This window comes from Streptomyces sp. NBC_00090, assembly GCF_045160815.1.
Lineage (GTDB): Bacteria > Actinomycetota > Actinomycetes > Streptomycetales > Streptomycetaceae > Streptomyces.
On sequence record NZ_CP108224.1, the window covers coordinates 3,637,941 to 3,658,252 of the forward strand.

Annotated in this window: 17 protein-coding genes and 1 riboswitch; of the genes, 3 read left to right on the top strand and 14 right to left on the bottom strand. The window is 72.2% G+C overall.

Features of this window, described 5'->3' with window-relative positions; all coding sequences use genetic code 11:
* Positions 1–42: 42 nt before the first annotated feature.
* From OG361_RS15925 to OG361_RS15965, 9 genes are all read right to left on the bottom strand, one after another.
* A complete protein-coding gene (locus tag OG361_RS15925) occupies positions 43–1,356 on the bottom strand; it encodes a class I SAM-dependent methyltransferase (RefSeq protein ID WP_405854086.1) in 1,314 nt (437 codons plus the stop codon).
* A gap of 173 nt (positions 1,357–1,529) precedes the next feature.
* Positions 1,530–2,909, bottom strand: coding sequence for an NAD(P)/FAD-dependent oxidoreductase (locus OG361_RS15930; protein WP_405854088.1), 1,380 nt, complete (start codon positions 2,907–2,909; stop codon positions 1,530–1,532).
* Positions 2,910–3,289: 380 nt separating this feature from the next.
* Positions 3,290–4,204: an exopolyphosphatase gene (locus OG361_RS15935; protein ID WP_405854090.1), complete on the bottom strand. Its 915-nt coding sequence runs from the start codon at positions 4,202–4,204 to the stop codon at positions 3,290–3,292.
* Complete coding sequence (locus OG361_RS15940; protein WP_405854092.1) at positions 4,201–4,755, bottom strand: DUF501 domain-containing protein; 555 nt, start codon at positions 4,753–4,755, stop codon at positions 4,201–4,203. Before OG361_RS15940 ends, OG361_RS15935 begins: the two co-directional genes overlap by 4 nt.
* 40 nt (positions 4,756–4,795) lie before the next feature.
* Positions 4,796–5,266 carry a septum formation initiator family protein gene (locus OG361_RS15945; protein ID WP_405854094.1) on the bottom strand — a complete coding sequence of 157 codons (471 nt, stop codon included), beginning with the start codon at positions 5,264–5,266 and terminating at the stop codon, positions 4,796–4,798.
* 148 nt (positions 5,267–5,414) lie between these two features.
* Positions 5,415–6,701 carry a phosphopyruvate hydratase gene (gene eno, locus OG361_RS15950; RefSeq protein WP_384564903.1) on the bottom strand — a complete coding sequence of 429 codons (1,287 nt, stop codon included), beginning with the start codon at positions 6,699–6,701 and terminating at the stop codon, positions 5,415–5,417.
* Between the two features lie 393 nt (positions 6,702–7,094).
* Positions 7,095–7,823, bottom strand: a complete 729-nt coding sequence (locus OG361_RS15955; RefSeq protein ID WP_405854096.1) for a transglycosylase family protein — start codon at positions 7,821–7,823, stop codon at positions 7,095–7,097.
* Between the two features lie 3 nt (positions 7,824–7,826).
* Positions 7,827–8,043, bottom strand: a riboswitch (cyclic di-AMP (ydaO/yuaA leader).
* A gap of 214 nt (positions 8,044–8,257) precedes the next feature.
* Positions 8,258–9,319, bottom strand: coding sequence for a transglycosylase family protein (locus OG361_RS15960; RefSeq protein WP_405854098.1), 1,062 nt, complete (start codon positions 9,317–9,319; stop codon positions 8,258–8,260).
* Between the two features lie 184 nt (positions 9,320–9,503).
* On the bottom strand, positions 9,504–10,751 hold the full coding sequence (locus OG361_RS15965) for a cytochrome P450 (protein WP_384564911.1): 1,248 nt from the start codon (positions 10,749–10,751) through the stop codon (positions 9,504–9,506).
* Positions 10,752–10,837: 86 nt separating this feature from the next.
* Between OG361_RS15965 and OG361_RS15970 the strand changes: the two genes are divergently transcribed.
* Positions 10,838–12,058 (top strand): globin domain-containing protein, encoded by a 1,221-nt coding sequence (locus OG361_RS15970; RefSeq protein WP_405854101.1) that lies wholly within the window; start codon positions 10,838–10,840, stop codon positions 12,056–12,058.
* An 85-nt stretch (positions 12,059–12,143) separates the two neighbouring features.
* On the opposite strand, the gene OG361_RS15975 is transcribed toward OG361_RS15970, so the two are convergent.
* The 3 genes from OG361_RS15975 to OG361_RS15985 all read right to left on the bottom strand — a co-directional run bounded on the left by OG361_RS15975 (position 12,144) and on the right by OG361_RS15985 (position 14,978).
* Positions 12,144–13,109, bottom strand: a complete 966-nt coding sequence (locus OG361_RS15975; RefSeq protein ID WP_405854103.1) for a nucleoside triphosphate pyrophosphohydrolase — start codon at positions 13,107–13,109, stop codon at positions 12,144–12,146.
* Between the two features lie 130 nt (positions 13,110–13,239).
* Positions 13,240–13,902 carry a SurA N-terminal domain-containing protein gene (locus OG361_RS15980; protein WP_405854105.1) on the bottom strand — a complete coding sequence of 221 codons (663 nt, stop codon included), beginning with the start codon at positions 13,900–13,902 and terminating at the stop codon, positions 13,240–13,242.
* An 80-nt stretch (positions 13,903–13,982) separates the two neighbouring features.
* On the bottom strand, positions 13,983–14,978 hold the full coding sequence (locus tag OG361_RS15985; RefSeq protein WP_405854107.1) for a glycosyltransferase family 2 protein: 996 nt from the start codon (positions 14,976–14,978) through the stop codon (positions 13,983–13,985).
* Between the two features lie 126 nt (positions 14,979–15,104).
* Between OG361_RS15985 and OG361_RS15990 the strand changes: the two genes are divergently transcribed.
* A complete protein-coding gene (locus OG361_RS15990) occupies positions 15,105–17,477 on the top strand; it encodes a YfhO family protein (RefSeq protein ID WP_405854109.1) in 2,373 nt (790 codons plus the stop codon).
* A gap of 10 nt (positions 17,478–17,487) precedes the next feature.
* Positions 17,488–18,300: a tetratricopeptide repeat protein gene (locus OG361_RS15995; RefSeq protein WP_405854111.1), complete on the top strand. Its 813-nt coding sequence runs from the start codon at positions 17,488–17,490 to the stop codon at positions 18,298–18,300.
* 230 nt (positions 18,301–18,530) lie between these two features.
* Here OG361_RS15995 and OG361_RS16000 read toward each other — a convergent pair whose 3' ends face one another.
* Both OG361_RS16000 and OG361_RS16005 read right to left on the bottom strand, forming a co-directional pair.
* Complete coding sequence (locus OG361_RS16000; protein WP_405854113.1) at positions 18,531–18,944, bottom strand: DUF3052 domain-containing protein; 414 nt, start codon at positions 18,942–18,944, stop codon at positions 18,531–18,533.
* Between the two features lie 352 nt (positions 18,945–19,296).
* Positions 19,297–20,301 (bottom strand): helix-turn-helix domain-containing protein, encoded by a 1,005-nt coding sequence (locus tag OG361_RS16005; protein ID WP_405854115.1) that lies wholly within the window; start codon positions 20,299–20,301, stop codon positions 19,297–19,299.
* Positions 20,302–20,312 lie beyond the last annotated feature (11 nt).

Below are 20,312 nucleotides of genomic sequence, written 5' to 3' on the forward strand. Positions count from 1 at the left end.
CCGGTCTCCCCGCCACGGGGAGACCGGCCCTTCGGCGTACCGTCAGCCCGTCTTCTCGTTCCAGACGCGCGGCCGCAGCGCCGTCCCGCTCACCCCCGCGACCGGGGTCTTCACCGCGAGGAACTGGTTCACACCGATCCGGTTCCGCTCGAAGGAGACGGCGGAGGCGGCCATGTAGAGCCGCCAGATCCTGGCCCGGCCTGGCGAGGTGAGCCGGACCGCCCGGTCCCACTCCCGCTCCAGGTTGGCCACCCACCGGCGCAGGGTGAGCGCGTAGTGCTCGCGGATCGCCTCCACGTCCCTGACCTCGAAGCCGGCGTCCTCCAGGGTGGACAGCGTCCGCCCCATGGGGGCGAGTTCGCCGTCGGGGAAGACGTACGCGTCGATGAAGGGGTCGACCTCGTAGGCCTCCTCGTCGGGCTCGGGGCGGCGCGAGATCTGGTGGTTGAGGAGCCGCCCGCCGGGCTTGAGGAGCCCGTACAGGGTGTCGGCGTACTCCCGGTACTTCACGGCCCCGACGTGCTCGGCCATGCCGATCGAGGAGATCGCGTCGTACGGGCCGTCGGGGACGTCCCGGTAGTCCTGGACGCGGATCTCCACGAGGTCGGTCAGGCCCTCGTCGGCGACGCGTTTGCGGGCGTAGGCGGCCTGCTCGCGGGAGAGGGTGACGCCGACGACCCGGGCGCCGTACTCGCGGGCGGCGTGCAGGGCCATGGAGCCCCAGCCGCATCCCACGTCGAGGAGCCGGTCGCCCTCCTTCAGGTTCAGTTTGCGGGCGATGAGGTCCAGCTTGTCGCGCTGGGCGTCCTCCAGGGTCCCGTCCTCGGTCCAGTAGGCGCAGGAGTAGACCATGGAGGGGCCGAGGACGATCTCGTAGAAGTCGTTGCCCACGTCGTAGTGGTGACTGATCGCCTGCTTGTCACGGCGTCTGCTGTGGCTGTTGCCGCTGCGGCCGCGCATCTCCTCGGCGGGCGGCGGCGGGGGCGGCAGGGGCCCGGCGAGCCCCAGCAGGGCGCGGGCGGCGGCGCGGAGCCTCGGGTCGCGTACGGAGTCCCGTACGGCCGCGAGGCGGCTCCTGGTGTCCTCGGGGCGCTCCCAGAGGAGGCCCGAGAGCCGGTCCAGGACCTCGTACAGGTCTCCCTCGACGTCGAGTTCGCCCGCCACCCAGGCGCGGGCCAGGCCCAGTTCGCCGGGCTTCCAGATCATCCTCCGCACCGCCCGGCGGTCGCGGACGATCAGGACGGGGGCGCCCGCGGGGCCGGCTTCGCTGCCGTCCCAGGCTCGCAGGCGCACGGGGAGCGGTCCTCCGAGGAGTTCCTCGGCGAGAGTCGTCAGCCGCGACGCGGCGTCGGCCATGGTGCACACCTCCGTGATCTCGTGCCCCAGAAATGCTCGTCACCAAGGGAACACCCTGTGTAGGCGATTCCCATCCCGGCACAGCGCAACGAGTCGGCAAAACACGCGAAGGGCCGTCCGCACCACGGATGGCGGACGGCCCTTTCGGGGGTGTTGCGCGTACTGCCGGTGCCTTAGGAGGCCTTGGCCTTCTCCTGCGCCGGCGCGGCCGGGGCGGGGGCGGGCTTGGCGGCCTCGTAGAACTCCTCGCGCGGCGTCTCGATGGCGCCGAGCGAGACGACCTCGCGCTTGAGGAACATCGCGAGGGTCCAGTCGGCGAAGACGCGGATCTTGCGGTTCCAGGTCGGCATCGCCATGCCGTGGTAGCCACGGTGCATGTACCAGGCGAGACGGCCCTTGAGCTTGATCTTCACCTTGCCCATGACGATCATCGCGACGCCCTTGTGGAGGCCGAGGCCGGCCACGGCGCCCTTGTTGGCGTGGCTGTACTCGGCCTGCGGGAAGCCGCGCATGCCGGCCACCACGTTGTCACCGAGGATCTTCGCCTGACGCAGCGCGTGCTGGGCGTTCGGCGGGCACCAGGCGTTCGGGTTGCCGGCCTTGCGGCCGACCATGTCCGGCACCTGGGCGTTGTCGCCCGCGGCCCACGCGTAGTCGAGACCGTTGATCTGGAGCTTCTCGTTGCAGTCCACGTGGCCGCGGGGGCCGAGCGGCAGACCGAAGCGGGCGAGCGCCGGGTTCGGCTTCACGCCGGCGGTCCAGACGATCGTGTTGGAGTCGACCTCGAGGCCGTTCTTCAGCACGACGTGGCCGTCGACGCAGGAGTCCATCGAGGTCTCGAGGTAGATCTCGATACCGCGGCCCTCGAGGTGCTCCTTGCCGTACTGGCCGAGCTTGGGGCCCACCTCGGGGAGGATCTTGTCGGCCGCGTCGACCAGGACGAAGCGCATGTCCTCGCGCTTGACGTTCTGGTAGTACTTCGACGCGTCACGGGCCAGGTCCTCGACCTCGCCGATGGTCTCCGCGCCGGCGAAGCCGCCGCCCACGAAGACGAAGGTCAGCGCCTTGCGGCGGACCTCCTCGTCGGTGGTCGAGTCGGCCTTGTCGAGCTGCTCGAGGACGTGGTTGCGCAGGCCGATGGCCTCCTCGATGCCCTTCATGCCGATGCCCTGCTCGGCGAGGCCGGGGATCGGGAAGGTGCGGGAGACCGCGCCCATCGCGATGACGAGGTAGTCGAAAGGCAGCTCGTACGCCTCGCCGACGAGCGGCGCGATCGTGGCGACCTTGCGGTCCTGGTCGATGGTGGTGACCCGACCGGTGAGCACCTCGGCCTTGGGGAGGACGCGTCGCAGCGGGACGACGACGTGCCTCGGCGAGATGCTGCCGGCGGCGGCTTCGGGCAGGAAGGGCTGGTAGGTCATGTACGACCGCGGGTCGACGACCGTGACGGTCGCCTCCGCGTAGCGCATCTTCTTGAGGATGCGCCGAGCTGCGTACAGGCCTACGTACCCGCCGCCTACTACGAGGATCCTGGGACGCTCCGTGGTGCTCATGAGATCGAGTATCCACCCCGTCCGAGGGGGGTGCTCGTGCGCCCCTTCACAAGGTCCTGGCGCACCTCTGCTACACTCCGCCGCCCACGTGATCCATGTCATGGCTGTGCAAAGGAACCGGGGTGCAGGGGTGAACGTTGTTCACCCCTCGTGAACTGGCCTGGAGAGGCCTCGTTAACGGTGAACCACCGGGTGCGTTCACGCGATGGAAACAACGAGCGAAGAGGCCCTCGCGCCTACGAAAGGGCCCTGAGGCGCCCCTCGGAGGGCCCAAAGACCCCCCTCGGACCCACTTCCGACGCCATCAGGGCCTTTTTCCTTGTGAAGAACTTCACGAACTTTCCCGACGAGATGTCGTCGGGAGGCTCGATAGATGCCCGCTATGCCACGGATAGGGCGATCCCATCGAGGATGTCGTGCTCGCTGACGACGACCTCGCTCGCTCCGACGCGCTCCACGATCTCCCTCAGGACGAGCGCCCCGGCGATGATCACGTCGACCCGTCCCGGGTGGATGACGGGGATCGCGGCCCGCTCGTCGTGCGTGGAGGCGAGGAGCCGGTCGGTCACCTCGGCGACCTGCGCGGCGGAGATCCGGGAGTGGTGGATCTTCTCGGAGTCGTACTCCGTGAGCCCGAGGGCGATCGCGGCGACGGTGGTGACCGAGCCGGCCAGCCCGACGAGGGTCTCCGCCGTGCCGATCGGCACGGTCTCCGCGGCCAGGTCGAGCGCGGCCCGGACGTCGGCGCGGATCGCGGCGGTCTCCTCGGCGGTCGGCGGGTCGTGGCGGACGTGCCGCTCGGTCAGCCGGACGCAGCCGATGTCGACGGAGCGGGCGGCCTCGACGTGCTTGTTGCCGGTGACGAACTCGGTCGAGCCGCCGCCGATGTCCACGACGAGGTACGTCTCGGTGCCGTGCAGCTCGCCGGTGGCACCGGTGAAGGAGAACGCGGCCTCCTGGTCGCCGGTGATGACCTCGGGCTCGACGCCCAGGATCTCCACGACCCCGTTCACGAACTCGTCGCGGTTCTCGGCGTCGCGGGAGGCGGAGGTGGCGACGAAGCGGAGCTTCTCGGCGCCCAGCTCCCTGATGACCTCCGCGTACTCGCGGCAGGCCGCGAAGGTCCGCTCCAGCGCCTCGGGGGCGAGGCGGCCCGTCTTGTCGACGCCCTGGCCGAGCCGGACGATCGTCATCCGCCGGTCCAGCTCGACGAGGTCACCCGTCTCGGGGTGGACGTCGGCGACGAGGAGGCGGATGGAGTTCGTACCGCAGTCGATTCCGGCGACCCGGGTCACTCGCCCTTCTCCTCTTCCTTGTCGGCTTCCTTGTCCGCGCACGGGGTGACGCAGGGGCCCTTCGCCCACCACTCCGGCAGCATCGCGAGGGCCTCGTCGCCGAACGGGTTCACGCCCGGGCCGGCGGCCAGCGAGTGGCCGACGAGGACGTGCAGGCACTTGACGCGGTCCGGCATGCCGCCGGCGCTCGGGAAGCCCTCCAGGACCTCGATCGCGTCACGGCGGGCGATGTAGTCCTCGTGCGCGGCCCGGTAGGCGGCGGCCAGCTCCGGGTCGGTTCCGAGCCGGGCCTGCATCTCCTTCATGACCCCGTTGGCCTCCAGGGTGCCGATGGCCGAGGCCGCCCGGGGGCAGGTCAGGTAGTACGTCGTGGGGAACGGCGTGCCGTCGGGGAGCCGCGGCGCGGTCTCGACGACGTCCGGGTTGCCGCACGGGCAGCGGTGCGCGATGGCGCGCAGGCCGCGGGGCGGCCGGCCGAGCTGCTCCTCGAAGGCGGCGATGTCCGCCTCGGTGGGCTCGGTGCGTTCGGTCTGCGGAGGGGGCGTTTCCATGTCTGCCTTGATCGTGTGTCGGGGCTACCAAGAGGCCTGGTCAGGGGCGGTCGGCGTGGTCGACGCCGTCCCAGAGGTTGTCGTACCAGGGGCGGTCCGCCGCGCCCTGGTCGGTGCGGGGCCGCTGCTCCGCGTCGGGGTCGTTCACGGTGAAGCCGGTCTCGCCGGGCAGCACGTAGTGCAGGTGCTCGCGGGCGAGGCGGCGGACGTAGGCCGGGTCCTGGAGGCGGGCCTTCTCGTCCCTCAGCTCCTCGACCCGTCGGGCGGCCTCGGCGGCCCTGCGCTCCTGGTCGGCGATCTCGCCCTGCTGGGAGACGTAGCTCCGCATCGGGTAGGCGAGCGCCACGACGAGGGAGCAGACGACGAGGGCGAGGAAGGCCGCGCGGCCGGTGAGCCGGGAGCGGCGGGCCTGGCGGCGGGTCTGGGAGCGGTAGACACGGGCGGCGGTCTGCTCGCCGAGCAGCCTGATCCGGGTCGCGGTCGAGAACCGGTCCCGGTCCTTCGCGGCCATGTCGTGTCGCCTCCCCTGTTCATGCGTACGTCCCCGCACACGGTACGGGACCGAGTGCGGGGACGTACGGAGGCTGCTTCAGGGCGTGCGGTGGGGCACGGCCCTCAGCGGGCTGGTCTCAGCCCCGGGCGGGTGGCCCGAGCGGGTCTCAGCCCTTGAAGCGCGGGAAGGCGCTGCGGCCGGCGTAGACCGCGGCGTCGTCGAGGATCTCCTCGATGCGCAGCAGCTGGTTGTACTTGGCGACGCGGTCCGAGCGGGCCGGGGCGCCGGTCTTGATCTGACCGCAGTTCACCGCGACCGCGAGGTCGGCGATGGTGACGTCCTCGGTCTCGCCGGAGCGGTGGGACATCATGCACTTGAAGCCGTTGCGCTGGGCCAGCTCGACGGCGTCCAGGGTCTCGGTCAGCGAGCCGATCTGGTTGACCTTGACCAGGAGGGCGTTCGCGGTGCCCTCCTCGATGCCGCGGGCGAGGCGCTCCGGGTTGGTGACGAAGAGGTCGTCGCCGACGATCTGGACCTTGGCGCCCAGCTTGTCGGTGAGGACCTTCCAGCCCGCCCAGTCGTCCTCGTACAGCGGGTCCTCGATGGAGACCATCGGGTACGCGGAGACGAGCTCCTCGTAGTACTCGGTCATCTCGGCGGCCGAGCGGGACTTGCCCTCGAACTCGTACGCGCCGTCCTTGTAGAACTCGGACGCGGCGACGTCGAGCGCGAGCGCGACGTCGGTGCCCGGGGTGTAGCCGGCCTCCTTGATGGCCTCGATGATGAGGTCCAGGGCGGCGCGGTTCGACTCCAGGTTCGGGGCGAAGCCGCCCTCGTCGCCGAGGCCGGTGGAGAGGCCCTTGCGCTTCAGCACGCCCTTGAGCGTGTGGTAGATCTCCGCACCCCAGCGAAGGGCCTCGGAGAAGGACTCCGCGCCGATCGGGGCGATCATGAACTCCTGGATGTCCACGTTGGAGTCGGCGTGCGACCCACCGTTGAGGATGTTCATCATCGGAACGGGCAGCAGGTGCGCGTTCGGGCCGCCGAGGTAGCGGAAGAGCGGCAGGTCCGAGGCCTCGGAGGCGGCGTGGGCCACGGCGAGCGAGACGCCGAGGATGGCGTTGGCGCCGAGCGAGCCCTTGTTCTCGGTGGCGTCCAGGTCGAACATGGCCTGGTCGATCAGGCGCTGCTCGGTGGCGTCGTAGCCGACGAGCTCCGGGCCGATCTGCTCGATGACGGCGAGGACGGCCTTCTCGACACCCTTGCCGAGGTAGCGGTTGGGGTCACCGTCGCGAAGCTCGATGGCCTCGAACGCACCGGTGGAGGCACCGGACGGAACAGCAGCACGACCGGTGCTGCCGTCGTCGAGGCCGACCTCGACCTCGACCGTGGGGTTGCCTCGGGAGTCCAGGATTTCCCGGGCTACGACGACGTCGATGGACGGCACGAGCATCTCCTTCTGGGATGTGACGCTGGATGTGACGCAAGGTCGGTGCAGGGTCGCTTGGCCTTGCGACAAGAGCCTAACCGGCTCCGGGGCTCCGGTCGGCCGTGCGCCCGCCCCCTGGGACGAAAAAGGACCCAAGGGCATGCATGTCGGGACGAAGGGCCCCAGATCTACTGGACGGTAACCGTCAGGTCCCGGCCTCTTCCCCTCTTCTACGACTTCTCCGGCTCCGGGAAACGGCTCCGGGAACGACTCCGAGAAGCGGCCCCGGAAACGGCTCCGGGAAACGCGGAACCCCGGTCCGGCGCGCACGGGGGAAGGGCGCGCCGGACCGGGGTGGTCACCGCGGGAGGGTCGTGGGGGCCGCGTGAGCCGCCGGACTCAGGCGGACCGCCGGGCTCACTTGAGGTGGAGCTGCTGGCCCGGGTAGATGAGGTCGGCGTTGTCGACGACGTCCTTGTTCAGCTCGAAGAGCTTGGCCCAGCCGCCGCTGACGCCCTGCGCCTGAGCGATCTTGCTGAGGGTGTCGCCGGCCTTCACCTTGTACTCGCCGTCACCCTTCTCGACCGTCTTGCCGGTCGGGGTGGTGACGGTCTTCTTGGCGGCCTTCGGCGCGGCCTGCTGCTTCGGGGCCTGGCGCTGCTCGCTGCGGGTGGTCGGCTGCTCGGCCTTCCGCTCCGGGCGCGGCTGCTGGGTCTGGGCAGGCTGCTGCGTCTGCTGCTGCGGCGCGCTCTCGGCGGCGCCGCCGTCGTACGAGGCGCTGGAGAGGCCCACGCCACAGCTCGGCCAGGCACCCTTGCCCTGGCCCGCGAGGACCTTCTCGGCGATGGCGATCTGCTGGGACTTCGACGCCTGGTTGGCGGTCGAGGCGTAGGCGGTGCCGCCGTACGCGGCCCAGGTGGAGGCCGAGAACTGCAGGCCGCCGTAGTAGCCGTTGCCCGTGTTGATGGACCAGTTGCCGCCGGACTCGCACTGGGCGACACGGTCCCACTCGGAGGCCGTGGCGGCCGAGGCGGTGCCCGCGGTCATCAGCGGGGCGGCCACGGCGACACCGGTGACGCCGACGAGCGTGACGACCTGGGTGGCCTTGGAGGGACGGCGGTGTTTGCCCTTGCCGGAAAACAGCATGGAGATTCTCCTCACCGACGCCTACGAGGTGAGCTGTCGGGTTCGGGCCAATGAGTGCCCGGCCGCGTGTCCTAGCACGCGACTTAACCCCAAGCCGATCGTCGGCCGTCTGTCTCAACGGCCGGGGCCGGCACTTACCTTGGGTCCCCCGCTCCTGCCTACGGCGCTTACGCGACGACTGTTCCCATCGGCCGACGGCAGGATTCGGCGTTTCGGTCGACGGGGCCCGCGGTGGCGAGCGGTTACGACCGTAGACACAGACCCACCGGAAGTTCAAAGAGGCGTATTGCGGAAATATCGCCCCTACTTGCCTTCCGGCGGGGAGTGTTTACGCAGGTGGGAGGTGACAGAAGCAGAGTTCTCGGACGTGACACGCCAGTTGGGGCGAAGAGACCCATGTCTCACTTGCCCAGAACCGGACATTCACCCCCGAACTACTCGGCCTTCCCTTCCGAATCGACCGTCAGGTCGAGGCTCTGACCAGGGAGGATGAGATCCGGATCGGCGCCCACGGCACCGCGGTTGGCGTCATAGAGGGCGCTCCAGCCGCCGGGGAGTTCGTTCTGCTGGGCGATTTCGGTCAGGTTGTCGCCCGGCCGCACGGTGTAGACACCCGAAGTGTCCTGACTGTCCGTTGCGCCCGAATTCTTCGCTTCGTCAGTCGTCGATGTTGCGGCGGGGCTTTCCGCCAGCTTGTCCGTCGATGAAGCGTGTCTACCTGATTCAGCCGAAGTGTCCGTCTTGCCGGTTTCCTCCGGAGCTGCCTCACCCCGGTGCTTGCCACTTCCGGGCGTGGCCGACGAAGTGTCACCCGTCGACGTATCGGGCGATCCGGGCGTAAGGGACGCATCGGGCGCGGCCGGGGTGGTCGGCGTCGTCGGGGCGATCGACGTACCCGGGGTACCGGGGGTCCCCGGGGTGCCCGGAGTGCCCGGAGTGGTCGGCGTCACCGGAGCGGTCGGGCTGACCGGCGTGGCGGGTGCGGCGGGGGTGATCGAGGCGGCGGGCGCCTTGGACGCCTCGCCGGAGGCGCCCGAACCGGCCGACGTGGCGGTCCCGGCCTTCTTGGCGGCCGCGGAGGTCTCCGCGGGCGCGGCCGGGACGCCGGCGGTCCGGTTCGACTCCGCCACGGGCCCGGTGGGCGCCGTCGTGGCGGTGGCCGGGCCGGGGTCCACCCCGGTGGCCCTGCCGTCGTTCTTCAGGCCGGCGATCGGCGCGCAGGTGGCCCAGTCGGTGCCGCCCCTGGCGAGCGCCTTCTCGGCGACCACGATCTGCTGGGCGCGGCTGGCCAGGTCGGCGCTGGGCGCGTACGCCAGGCCGCCGTTCCGCTCCCAGCTGTCCTGGGTGAACTGGAGGCCGCCGTACATGCCGTTGCCGAAGTTGGCACTCCACTGGCCGCCGGACTCGCACTCGGCGACCCGGTCCCAGGTGGCCGCGTCGGCGGCGGAGGCGGATCCGGCGGCGAGCAACGGCAGCGCCAGGGCGGATCCGGTCACTCCCGCGGCGACGACGATGGCGGGGGCCTGACGGGGGCGACGGTGTCGTCCGTTCCCGGAGCGCATAGGGAGGCCTTTCGCGTGACGGCTGAGACTGCCGGGAAACGTAGCGGCATTCGAACGCTCGTCACAAGTCGATGGACCCCCGATCACGTGAAGATCACATTTCTGACGTACCGTCAGCTCACTGCACCCGTACGGAAGGGGAGAATTCCACCGGAAGCGTGCGCAATCCCCGCATGATGAGTCCTCCGCGCCACCGGAGTTCGGCCGGATCGGCCGCAAGTCGCAGGTCCGGCAGGCGAGTCAGCAGGGTCGTCAGCGCCGCCTGCCCCTCCAGACGGGCGAGCGGCGCCCCGAGGCAGTAGTGGATGCCGTGCCCGTACCCGAGGTGCTGGTTGTCGCGCCGGGAGAGGTCGAGCGTGTCCGGGTCCGCGAACCGCGCCGGGTCCCGGTTCGCCGCCGCGAGCACGACGAGCACCGGGTCGCCCGCCGGGATCTCCTGCCCGCCGATGGTCAGCGCCTGCGTCGCGTACCGCCAGGTGGCCATCTCCACCGGCCCGTCGTACCGCAGCAGCTCCTCGACACCCGTCTCCAGGAGCCCGGTCTCCCCGGCGGCGATCGAGGCCTGGAGCCGCTCCCGCTGCTCGGGATGGCGCAGCAGCTGGTACACCCCGTTCCCGATGAGGTTCACGGTCGTCTCGAAACCGGCGAAGAGAATGATGAAGGCCATGGCGGCGGCCTCGTTCTCGGTGAGGTGCTCCCCGTGGTCGGAGGCCCTGATGAGCCCCGAGATGAGGTCCTCGCCGGGCTCCTCGCGCTTGCGGTGGATCAGCTCCGCGAGATAGCCGCGCATCTTCTTCACCGACCGGGCGACCCCGCCGCGCGGCCCGCCGCCGTGCCGGATCATCATCCCGGCCCAGTCCCTGAAGTCGTCCTGGTCCTCCGGCGGCACGCCGAGCAGGTCGCAGATCGCGTAGATGGGGAGCGGGAAGGCGAACTCGTGGATGAGGTCGGCGCTCCCCTTCTCCACGAAGTCGTCCATGAGCCGGTCGGTCAGCTCCTGCACGCGCGGCGCGAACTCCGCGACCCGGCGCGGGGTGAACGCCTTCGACACCAGCCGCCGCAGCCGGGTGTGGTCGGGCGGGTCGATGTTGAGCAGATGCGTCATCAGCTCGGCCTTGCGCTCCCCCGGGATGCCCGTCTTCCCCTTCGCGTGCGGGGACTCGTCGTGGTGCGCCGGGTTCTTGGAAAGCCGCTGGTCGGCGAGGGCCTGGCGGGCGTCCGCGTACCGGGTCACGAGCCAGGCCTCGACCCCGCTGGGCAACTTCGTCCGGTGCACGGGCGCGTGCTCCCGCAGCCAGGCGTAGGCGGGATACGGATCGCTGGCGAACTCCCAGGTGAAGAGCTCGGGGGCGGGGGTAGTGCTCACCCCCCGACCGTACAGGGCGGCCTCGGAGGGGCATTCGTGGAGATCCTGTGATCAAGTGGTGCCCGACGTGCCCTAGATTCTTGTCAGTGGATCCCCAGCTGATCAGAAGTACGTTCGCGATCGTCGAGAGACGGGCGGAGCACGCCGTCACCTTCTTCTACTCGCACCTCTTCTGGAACAACCCCGGTGTACGCGAGCTCTTCCCCGAGGACATGGTCCCCCAGCGGGACCGGCTCTTCGCCGCGCTCACCCATGTGGTGACCCACCTGGAGGATCCCGGTCTCGCCGGCTACCTCGGGCACCTGGGCCGCGACCACCGCAAGTTCCTGGCCTCGCCCGCGCTGTACGCCGCCGTCGGGGAGAGCCTGATCGCCGCCTTCGCGCACGCGGCCGGCTCCGCCTGGAACATCGAGGCGGAGAAGGCCTGGACCGAGGCGTACGGGACGGTGGCCGAGCTGATGCTCGCCGGCGCCGACGAGGCCGCCGGCACCGGCGAACCGGCCTGGTGGGACGCGGACGTCGTCCGGCACGAGCGGTACGGCGACGGCCTGGCCGTACTGACCCTGCGGCCCCGGCGGCCCTTCCCGTACGTCCCCGGGCAGTACGCCGGCGTCAGTTCGCTGCGCGTCCCGCGCGTCTGGCGCACCTACTCCCTCGCGAACGCGCCCCGCGAGGACGGCACCATCGACCTCCATGTGAGCCGGATCCCCGGCGGCGCGATGAGCACGGCGCTCGTCGACGAGACGGGTCCCGGCGAGACCCTGCGCCTCAGCGCCCCCGGCGGCGGGCTCACCGCGCGGACGCCGTCGGGCGGACTCCGCACGTATGTATGCGCGGGTACGGGCTGGGCGCCGGTGAAGGCGCTCCTGGAGGAGGCCGCGGCGGCGGAGCCGGAGCTGGCGGGCCGGCTGTTCGTCGTGGCGCGCACCAAGGAGTTCCTGTACGGGCGCGAGGAGGCCGAGCTCCTGAGGACACATCTGCCCGGACTGCGCGTCACCTACATCACCGCGGCCCCCGGCCGCCGGCGCGACCAGGCGACCGAGCGGCTCGTCCACGCGCTCCGGGCCTGCGAGCAGTGGCCCGCGCACGACGTCTACCTCGCGGGGCCGCCCGGCTTCCTGACGGAGGTCGTCGAGGCCTTGGAGGAGCTGGGCACCGACCCGGCCCGGATCCACCACGACACGCTCCCGGCCGTCAGCCGCTTCACGAGCCGCCCGAGCACCGCCGCCGAACGCCTCCTCGGCCAGCCCCAGCTCCGGTGGCACAACCCCGAGGCCCGCGTGCCACGAGAGCCGCGGGGAGCGTAGGAACCGCGGGGAGCGTAGGAACCCGCGCGAGGCACAGGGACCACACGAGCCGCCCGTGAGCGCCGTGAGCGCCGTGCGCGCGTCGTTACGAGGACAGCCCCTCGGCCGCGCGGATCGCGTCCCGGTACGTCCGGGCCGCCGCCCGCAGCGCCGCCTCCGGGTCCACCCCGGCCGCCTCCGCCCGTGCGGCGAGGCCGAGCAGCTCGTACCCGATGCCCTCCCCGTCCGGCGGGGTCACGTCGAGCCCCGCCGTCCGCACCCGGCCCGCCAGCTTCGCGGCGAGCGCGAGCCCCGGCTGCCCGAGCGGCACGCCGTCGGTCACGGACTCCCGCTGCTTCTCGACGGCCTTGGTCCGGAGCCAGTGGGCCTTGACCTCCTCCGGCGTCTCGGCGGTCGCGTCCCCGAAGACGTGCGGGTGCCGGTGGATCAGCTTCTCGACGATCGTCCCGGCGACGTCGTCCACGGAGAACGGCTCCTCCGGGTCCTCCTCGGCGATCCGGGAGTGGAAGACGACCTGGAGGAGGACGTCCCCGAGCTCCTCGCGGAGCTCCTCGCGGTCGCCGTCCTCGATCGCCTCGACGAGCTCGTACGCCTCCTCGATGCCGTACTTGGCGAGCCCCTTGTGCGTCTGCTGCGAGGACCAGGGGCACTCGCGCCGGATGCGGTCCATGACCTGCACCAGGTCGAGGAGGCGGGAGCCGGGCAGGTCGTACGAGCCGGGCAGCAGCTCCAGGTCGGGCATGGAGACCCGGCCGGAGCCGGCGAGCCGGGCGAGCCCGTCGGTCAGGGCGCGGTCGCCCTCGCCGGAGGGCAGCAGCACGATCGTCCGGCCCCCGGCGCAGTCCTCGACGAGTTCCTCCGCGGTGGGCCGGGTGTGCTCGACGGCGACCCCGGCCTCCCGCAGGTACGGCAGCTGGGGGTGGCGCTCGTCGGGGCAGAGGACCCGGTCCGCGCCGTGCAGCGCCTGCCAGGCGGGCCAGGACAGCAGGCCGGGTGCGACGCGGTGGCTGGCGGTGAGCAGGACGATGCGGCCGGGGCTCTCAGATGTCACCCCTCGAACCTACCCGGGGTGGGGCACCCTCCGGGCACCGGCCTCGGGGACCGGTCGTCTCAGGCACCGGCACCAGACTGCCCCGGCCTCAGGCACCGGCCTCAGGCTGCCCCTGCCTCAGGTCCCGGCCTCAGGTCCCGGCGGGGGCGGTGCCCGGGGCGGCGCCCGGGTCCTGGCTGATCTGCCGGAGCCAGGGGCTGGTGGCGGTGGCCAGCTGGACCTGGGAGTCGTCCCAGGCGCCGAAGCGCGGGTTCACGTCGATGTTCAGGGACTTCGACGCGGTGGTGAAGACGTCCGTCAGCTTCTTCTGGCCCTCGGGGGTCTCGGTGATCCCCAGCTTGGCGGCGATCTTGTTCATGAGGACGTTGCGGCGGACGACGTCGTCGATCTGGTCGGGGGCGACGCCCTGCTCCTGGAGCAGCACGGCCGCGAGCCGGTCCTCGCCGCCGCTCTGGCGGACGAACGCGGCGCGGGTCTGCTGGAGCTCGGCGCGGGTGGCGGTGACGCCGTTCTCCTCGGCGACCCGGTCCACGACCTGGTCGAAGATCAGGCCGTTGAGCTTGCGGCGGCTGAGGTCACCACTGGTCTGGAGCAGCTGGGCGGCCTGCGGGGAGGCGGCCTGCGCGTCCCGCGCGTCCTTGACCTGCGCCTGGAGCGTGGCGACCTCGATCCGCTCGCCGCCGACGACGGCCGCCGCTCCTGGATGGGCGTCGCTCCCGCAGGCGGTGAGCAACGGCGCCGCGAGGAGCGCGGCGGAGACGGAGAGAGCAATGCGGCGATCGCGGCGGTGCACAGGAGCCTCCCGGGCGGGTCGTGCGTCAGTTGAACGACCTTGCGGTGATCGATGGTAGGGAGTCGCCGGGGCCGTAGCCACTACTTCGGAGCGACTGTTTCCCACAACGAGTCACCGGTCCGCCGGGTGTCGGCCCGCATCTCCCTCTCCTCGGGCCCCGTCTCCGTCTCCTGCACCAGGTAGTGGGGGCGCCGCTTCACCTCGTAGTAGATGCGGCCGACGTACTCGCCGATGAGTCCGACCATCACCATCTGGACGCCGGCGAGCGCGGTGACGGCGACGAGGAGGGTGACGTAGCCGGGCGTGTCGACGCCGTTGACCAGGGCGTCTCCGACGATCCAGGCGGCGTGGAGGAAGGCGAGGGAGACGAGGAGCAGGCCGAGGTAGACGGCGGCCCGCAGGGGCTTGTTGTTGAAGGAGAGGAGTCCGTCGAGCCCGTAGTTGAGGAGCTTGCCGAAGGTCCACTTGGAGCGGCCCTGCTCGCGGACGGCGTTCTCGTAGGAGAAGGTCGTCGTCCGGAAACCGACCCAGGCGAAGAGACCCTTGGAGAAGCGGTTGTACTCGCCGAGGCCGAGGAGGGCGTCGACGGTGCGGCGGGAGAGCAGCCGGAAGTCCCCGACGCCGTCGACGAGCTCGACGTCCACGAGCCGGTTGATCGCCCGGTAGTAGAGGCGGGCGGTCAGGGTGCGGGTGACCCGGTCGCCCTCCCGGGTGCGGCGGGCGACGACCTGGTCGTACCCCTCGGCGTGCAGCGCGACCATGCGGTGCACGAGCTCGGGCGGGTGCTGGAGGTCGGCGTCCATGATCACGACGGCGTCCCCGGCCGCGTGCCGGAGCCCGGCGAGCATCGCGGCCTCCTTGCCGAAGTTGCGGCTGAAGGAGACGTAGCGGACCCGGCCCGGGTCGGCGGCGGCGAGCTCCTGGAGGAGCGGGAGGGTTCTGTCCCGGCTTCCGTCGTCCACGTAGACGAGCTCGAACTCGCCGTCGAGACGGGCGAGTTCGGCGGTCACATGGGCGTGGAAGCGGGTGAGGACGTCGTCCTCGTTGAAGCACGGGACCACGATCGAGAGCAGCACGCCGACCACGACAACGGAGCCCGGTGACCCGGCCGGTCCGCGTGGATGGCGGGCAGACGACCATTGCGTGAACTGGCCCGCCGGGCCCGTTCCTTCCCGGGTACCCGCTGGCATATTCGATCCGTCATGCCGAACACCAAGCGCTCCCCGTCCCTGTCGGCCCTCCTCGCGGCCCTCCTCGCCGCCGTCGCCGTCTGCGGCGGGGACGCCGTCGCCCGCGTCTTCCCCTTCGGGCCGCGCCACCGGGCCGTCAACGACCTCGCCAACCAGTTCGTGCCGTTCCACGCGCACCTCTGGGACCTGCTGCGGGGCCGCGCGGACGGCGGGCCGCTGCTCGACTGGCGGGCGGGCTGGGGCACGAGCTTCCTCCCCGACTACGGCACCTACCTGTCGAGCCCCTTCGCCCCGCTCGTGGCGCTCTTCCCGCGCGGGGACGTCGAGTACGCGGTGTACGCGCTGACCGTCCTGAAGACGGCGGTCGCGGCGGCCGCGATGACGTTCCTGCTGCGCCGACTCGGCCCGGGGGCGTGGTGGTGGGCGGCGGTCCTGGGCGCCTCGTACGCGCTGTGCGGCTGGTCGCTCGCGGAGGGCACGTACAACCCGATGTGGATGGACGGCCTGATCGCCTTCCCGCTGCTCTGCCTGGTCGGCGAGTGGGTACGGGAGGGCCGGCGGCCGCTCCTGGGGCCGCTGGTGGTCGCGGTCTGCTGGCTGGCGAACTTCTACACGGCGTACATGGCGACGCTCGGCGCCGCGCTCGTCCTCCTGGTCCGCCTGGCGACGACGGACCCGTCGCGCGGACGGGAGCCGGCGCGGGGGCCGGTGCGGGTCCTCCTCCGGGCGGTGGTGACGACGGGCGTCGGGATCGGTCTCGCGGCCCCCGTCCTCGTCCCCGTCTTCCTCGGCTCCCGGTACGCCCACCCGGGCATGGTCCGGGAGTTCGCCCCGGCGGCCGGTACGGACGTGCTGGCCCGGCTGCTCCCGGCGACGTACGGCTTCGCCACCCCCGCGGCCTTCGTCTGCACGGCGGTGCCGCTGCTCGCGGCGACGCTGCTCTTCCGCCGGGACGTCCCGGGCCGGGAGCGGTGGCTGTGGGTGGGGCTCTGTGCGGCCGTCGCCCTGTCGATGCAGTGGGGCCCGACGCATCTGCTGTGGCACGTCTTCGCCACGCCGAACGGCAGCCCGTACCGCCAGACCTTCGTCCTCTCCGGCGTCCTCGTGATCACCGCCTGGACGGCCGTCTCCCACGGGCTCCCGGACCGGCGGGCGCTGCTCGGCGGCGTGGGCGTCGTCCTGGCCCTCGCGGCGGGCGCGCTGCCCAGTCCGGTCGTCACCCGGTGGGCGCTCCTGCTCGCGGGCGCGGGGACCGTGGCCGTGGCGGGCGCGCTCCTCCTCCCCCGGCGGGGCCGGTACGGGATCCTCGCCGCGCTCCTCGTCACGGGCACGCTGCTCGGGCAGGCGGCGGCCACGACGGCGTACGCGGACCGGGAGCGGTTGACCCGGCTCGACGACTACCCGCCGTGGGGCGCGGAGCACGCGCGGCGGGCGGCGGAGCTCGCGGCGGCCGACGGCTGGCCCGCGTACCGCACGGACCCGGGCCTGCCCAGGGTCGCGGGCAACGATCCGCTGCTGCTGGGCGGTCAGGGCGCCGCGTACTACAGCAGCCACACCCCGGCGGTCCTCACGGAGACCCTGACGGCGCTCGGCGGCGGCTGGACCTCGCGGGGCCGCAATCTGCTGAGCCTCGACAACCCGGTGACGGACGCGCTGTTCGGGGTGGGGGCGCGGTGGCGGGACGGCTCCGTCGTCCGTACGGGGCCACCCCTCCCCCTGGTGACGGTACGGCCGCCGGGCCCGCCCCCGGCCTATGGCCCGTCGCCCTTCCGCAACCAGGAACTCCTGCTGGGCGCGCGGGTGTACGAGGCTCCGCGCGCGGGCGCGTGCCCGGTCGGTACGGAGGTCTTCCTCTGGGCCCCCGACGCCTCGGGCCGGGCCCGCCTGGGCGCCCGTACGGCCGATCTCCTGGGCGGACGGCCGAAGCGCAGTGCGGCGATGACCTCGCTGGGCGTCCAGCGCACGGCGGACGCGAGGGTGGACGTGCCGGGCGGTGCCACGGGCGAGATCGGCTGCCTGGACCACACGCGGCTGCGGGAGGCGGTGACGGCCCTCCGCGCGGAGGCGGCGACGGCGATCCGCCCGACACCGGACGGCATACGGGCCACGCTCCCGCCGGGCACGGAGAGGGGCACGGTGGTCATAGCGGCCCCCCACATCGCCGGCTGGCAGTGCGGGGACACCCCCACGGCCTCGTACGGCGGCCTCCTCGCCCTCCCGGCGACGAGGACCGGCACCGTGGACTGCGTCTTCCGCCCACCCGGCCTGTGGCCGGGCCTCGCGGTGGGAGCGGCGGCACTGGTGGCGCTGGCGGCGTCGGCGGTGTCGGTGGCCCCGCTGCTCCGGCGAGCGGCCGCGATCAGGCGCTCCCGGCCCCGGCCTTAGGGTTCGTCGCATGCATCTGGACGAGGGACGAAGGGCCGCCGAGGCCGGGGACTGGGTGGCGGCGGGGCACGCGTTCGTGCGGGCCGCCATGGAGGGCAGCGCGGAGGGCGCCGAGCTGGCGACCCTGGTGACCGTCGACCTCGTGCCGCTGGCGGACGGCGGGTCGGCGGAGGCCGCCGCGCTGCTCTCCGGGATCTACCTGGAGTACTTCGACGAGTCGGCCCTGTCCGACGCCGTGCGGTACGCCCGCGCGGCGGCCGGGGCCGGGCTCCCGGCCGGTCAGCGCACGTACGGATACATGCTGCTCGAAGGGATCGGCGTCGAGGAGGACCGTGACCGCGCCGCCGAGCTGTTCAGGGCGGCCGCCGACGCCGGGGACGCCTACGCCTGCCTCAACCTGGCCCAGTTGGTCGACGATCCCGACGAGTCGCAGCGGCTCCTGGAGGCGGCCACGCGCGCGGGCATCGACGCCGCCGGCGCCCTGCTCGCCGACCGGCTCTCGGCCCTGGACCGGGACGAGGAGGCGCTGCGCTGGTACCTCTGGGCGGCCGAGCGCGGCCACACGGGTGCGATGAACGCCGCCGCCTGCTGGTACCGCGACGGCTTCGGCACCGAGCCGGATCCCGTACAGGCGGTGCGCTGGTTCCTCGTCATGCTCGCGCACGGCGACGGGGACGGCGTCCACGAGGCGATCGACCTGGCGAAGTCCGGCGCCCTCGACGCCGGACAGGTCCGCGAGGCCGGCCGGCTGGCGGGCGACCCCGGGACGGCGGAAGCCCTGATCAGCACGGTGTGGGGCGGGGCCGACACCGACCGGGCGTGAAGCTCCCGGCCCGATCGGCGGTCGAAGGTTCGCGGTTGACGGGTGGCGGTCGGCGGTCGGCGGTCGGCGGTCGGCGGTCGGCGGTCGGCGGTCGGCGGTCGAGGGTTCGCGGTTGGCGGTTGGCGGTCGAGGGTTCGCGGTTGGCGGTTGGCGGTTGGCGGTCGAGGGTTCGCGGTTGGCGGTTGGCGGTTGGCGGTTGGCGGTTGGCGCCTGATCCACCCGTCCGTCAGTCAGTCCCGGGACTTCGGCGCCACGAGGCGGCCGGCGTTCCACGCTCCGACGCTCACGGTCGAGACCTGCGCGAGGCCGGCCACCGTCGCGGATTCGGCTACGTCGGCGGGGTCGACGTGCCCGGGACGGCCGGGCCCCGGGGTGAGGATCCAGAGCACGCCCCCGTCACGGAGGGGCTCGGCCGCTTCCGCGATCATGTCGTCGAGGTCCCCGTCGCCCGCACGGAACCAGAACAGCACCACGTCGACCGGTTCCTCGGGCTCCGTGTCGAGCACCGCCCGGCCCGCCGCCGCCTCGACGCTCTCGCGCACGGCGTCGTCGCAGTCGTCGTCCCACCCCACGTCGAGGATCACGTCGCCGGACTCGATTCCCAGACGCGTGGCGGCTGTGGCGGTCGTGGCGGCGTCGGACATGAGGTCACTCCTCCGGTCGGGGACACGTCGTCCCGGTGTCCGAGCGCATCAAAACAGCCGGGGAGCCCGGTCGCGGCCGAATCGTGAACTCCGGCTCGATCGGGCTCCCCTCAGGCCGGGACGGCCGGCGCCCACCCCCGTAGGCCGCCGGCCTCCGCGCACCGGCTCAGGCCACGGACCCGCCCCACCGGTCCGCCCGGCGCGGCGCCGCCGAGGCCCCCTCCGTGCCCCCGGCCACGTCCCAGACCCCCTGGCTTCTGCCGTTCCCGTTCCTCTTCTTCCCCTTGCTCATGAAGGCTCCCCCGTCTTCGTCGAACCCGATCGAACGACTCCGAGCCTAGGAAGATCATCATCAGCGTGCTGTACGCCCCGTGCGGGCTTCCTTGACGCTCAGCGCACGCGCGCGGAACTCCGTCGGGCTCGTCCCGTACGCCTCCCGGAAGGACCGGCTGAAGACCGCCGGGCCGCTGAACCCCCACCGCGCCGCGATCGCCTGCACGGGATACGTGTGGAACTCGGGGAGCTCCAGCTCCGCCCGGCACCGTTCGAGCCGCCGCCGCCGGATGCGGGCCTGCACGGTCTCCCCGTCCCCCTCCCCCTTGAACAGCTGGTGGAGCGAGCGCACCGAGAGGTTGTGGTGGGCGGCGACGACGACCGGGGTCAGCTCCGGGTCCCCGAGGTTGTACTCGATGAACGCGTGGATCCTGCGGAGCGTCGCCCGCGCGCGCACCTCCGCCGGGAGCTGCTTCCCGGCGTCCAGGTTCTGCGCCAGACAGGCCGCCGCCAGGTCCACGGCGGTCGACCCGATCCGCGACAGCTCGTCCGGCGAACACTCCCCGCCGTGCGCGACGAAGGAGCGGAGGAAGTCGACGAGGACCGCCCCGAGCCCGCTCCCGCCCGGCATGCGGCGGGCGAGCAGCCCGTCCAGCCGGCTGGCCCGCAAGGGCAGGACATCGCGCGGGAGTTGCAGGATCACCAGCTGACCGGGTTCGCCATCGGAGACGTACCGCGCGTCGGAGGGGCGCGAGGTGTCCCAGAAGACGAGGTCCCCGGCCTCCGCCTCGCAGCTGTTCCCGTGCTGGACGAGGGTCATGGACCCCTTGGACACCAGTCCCAGCTGGTACTGCTCGGGGTCACCGCGCCGTATCAGCGCGGGCGTCCGCCGTGAACGCAGCGGCGAGTAGGCGACCCTGGACACCTGGAGCTCCCCCAGATCGAGCACGGCCGCCTCCGCCGAGAACCCCTCCTGCCGCTCCTTGCTCAGCGCGGTGGGCATCACCTCCCGCGAGATCAGGTCCGCGAACCACTCGAACCGCTCGCCCTCCGGCAACTCCCCCGAAGACACCACCGACCACATCGCGCGTTTCC

What these genes read in the sequence shown, in the direction of transcription:
- OG361_RS15925 (WP_405854086.1), bottom strand. Translation starts at nt 1,356, where the DNA reads ATGGCCGACGCCGCGTCGCGGCTGACGACTCTCGCCGAGGAACTCCTC.
- OG361_RS15930 (WP_405854088.1), bottom strand. Translation starts at nt 2,909, where the DNA reads ATGAGCACCACGGAGCGTCCCAGGATCCTCGTAGTAGGCGGCGGGTAC.
- OG361_RS15940 (WP_405854092.1), bottom strand. Translation starts at nt 4,755, where the DNA reads ATGGAAACGCCCCCTCCGCAGACCGAACGCACCGAGCCCACCGAGGCG.
- OG361_RS15945 (WP_405854094.1), bottom strand. Translation starts at nt 5,266, where the DNA reads ATGGCCGCGAAGGACCGGGACCGGTTCTCGACCGCGACCCGGATCAGG.
- eno (WP_384564903.1), bottom strand. Translation starts at nt 6,701, where the DNA reads ATGCTCGTGCCGTCCATCGACGTCGTCGTAGCCCGGGAAATCCTGGAC.
- OG361_RS15955 (WP_405854096.1), bottom strand. Translation starts at nt 7,823, where the DNA reads ATGCTGTTTTCCGGCAAGGGCAAACACCGCCGTCCCTCCAAGGCCACC.
- OG361_RS15990 (WP_405854109.1), top strand. Translation starts at nt 15,105, where the DNA reads ATGCCGAACACCAAGCGCTCCCCGTCCCTGTCGGCCCTCCTCGCGGCC.
- OG361_RS15995 (WP_405854111.1), top strand. Translation starts at nt 17,488, where the DNA reads ATGCATCTGGACGAGGGACGAAGGGCCGCCGAGGCCGGGGACTGGGTG.
- OG361_RS16000 (WP_405854113.1), bottom strand. Translation starts at nt 18,944, where the DNA reads ATGTCCGACGCCGCCACGACCGCCACAGCCGCCACGCGTCTGGGAATC.
- OG361_RS16005 (WP_405854115.1), bottom strand. Translation starts at nt 20,301, where the DNA reads ATGTGGTCGGTGGTGTCTTCGGGGGAGTTGCCGGAGGGCGAGCGGTTC.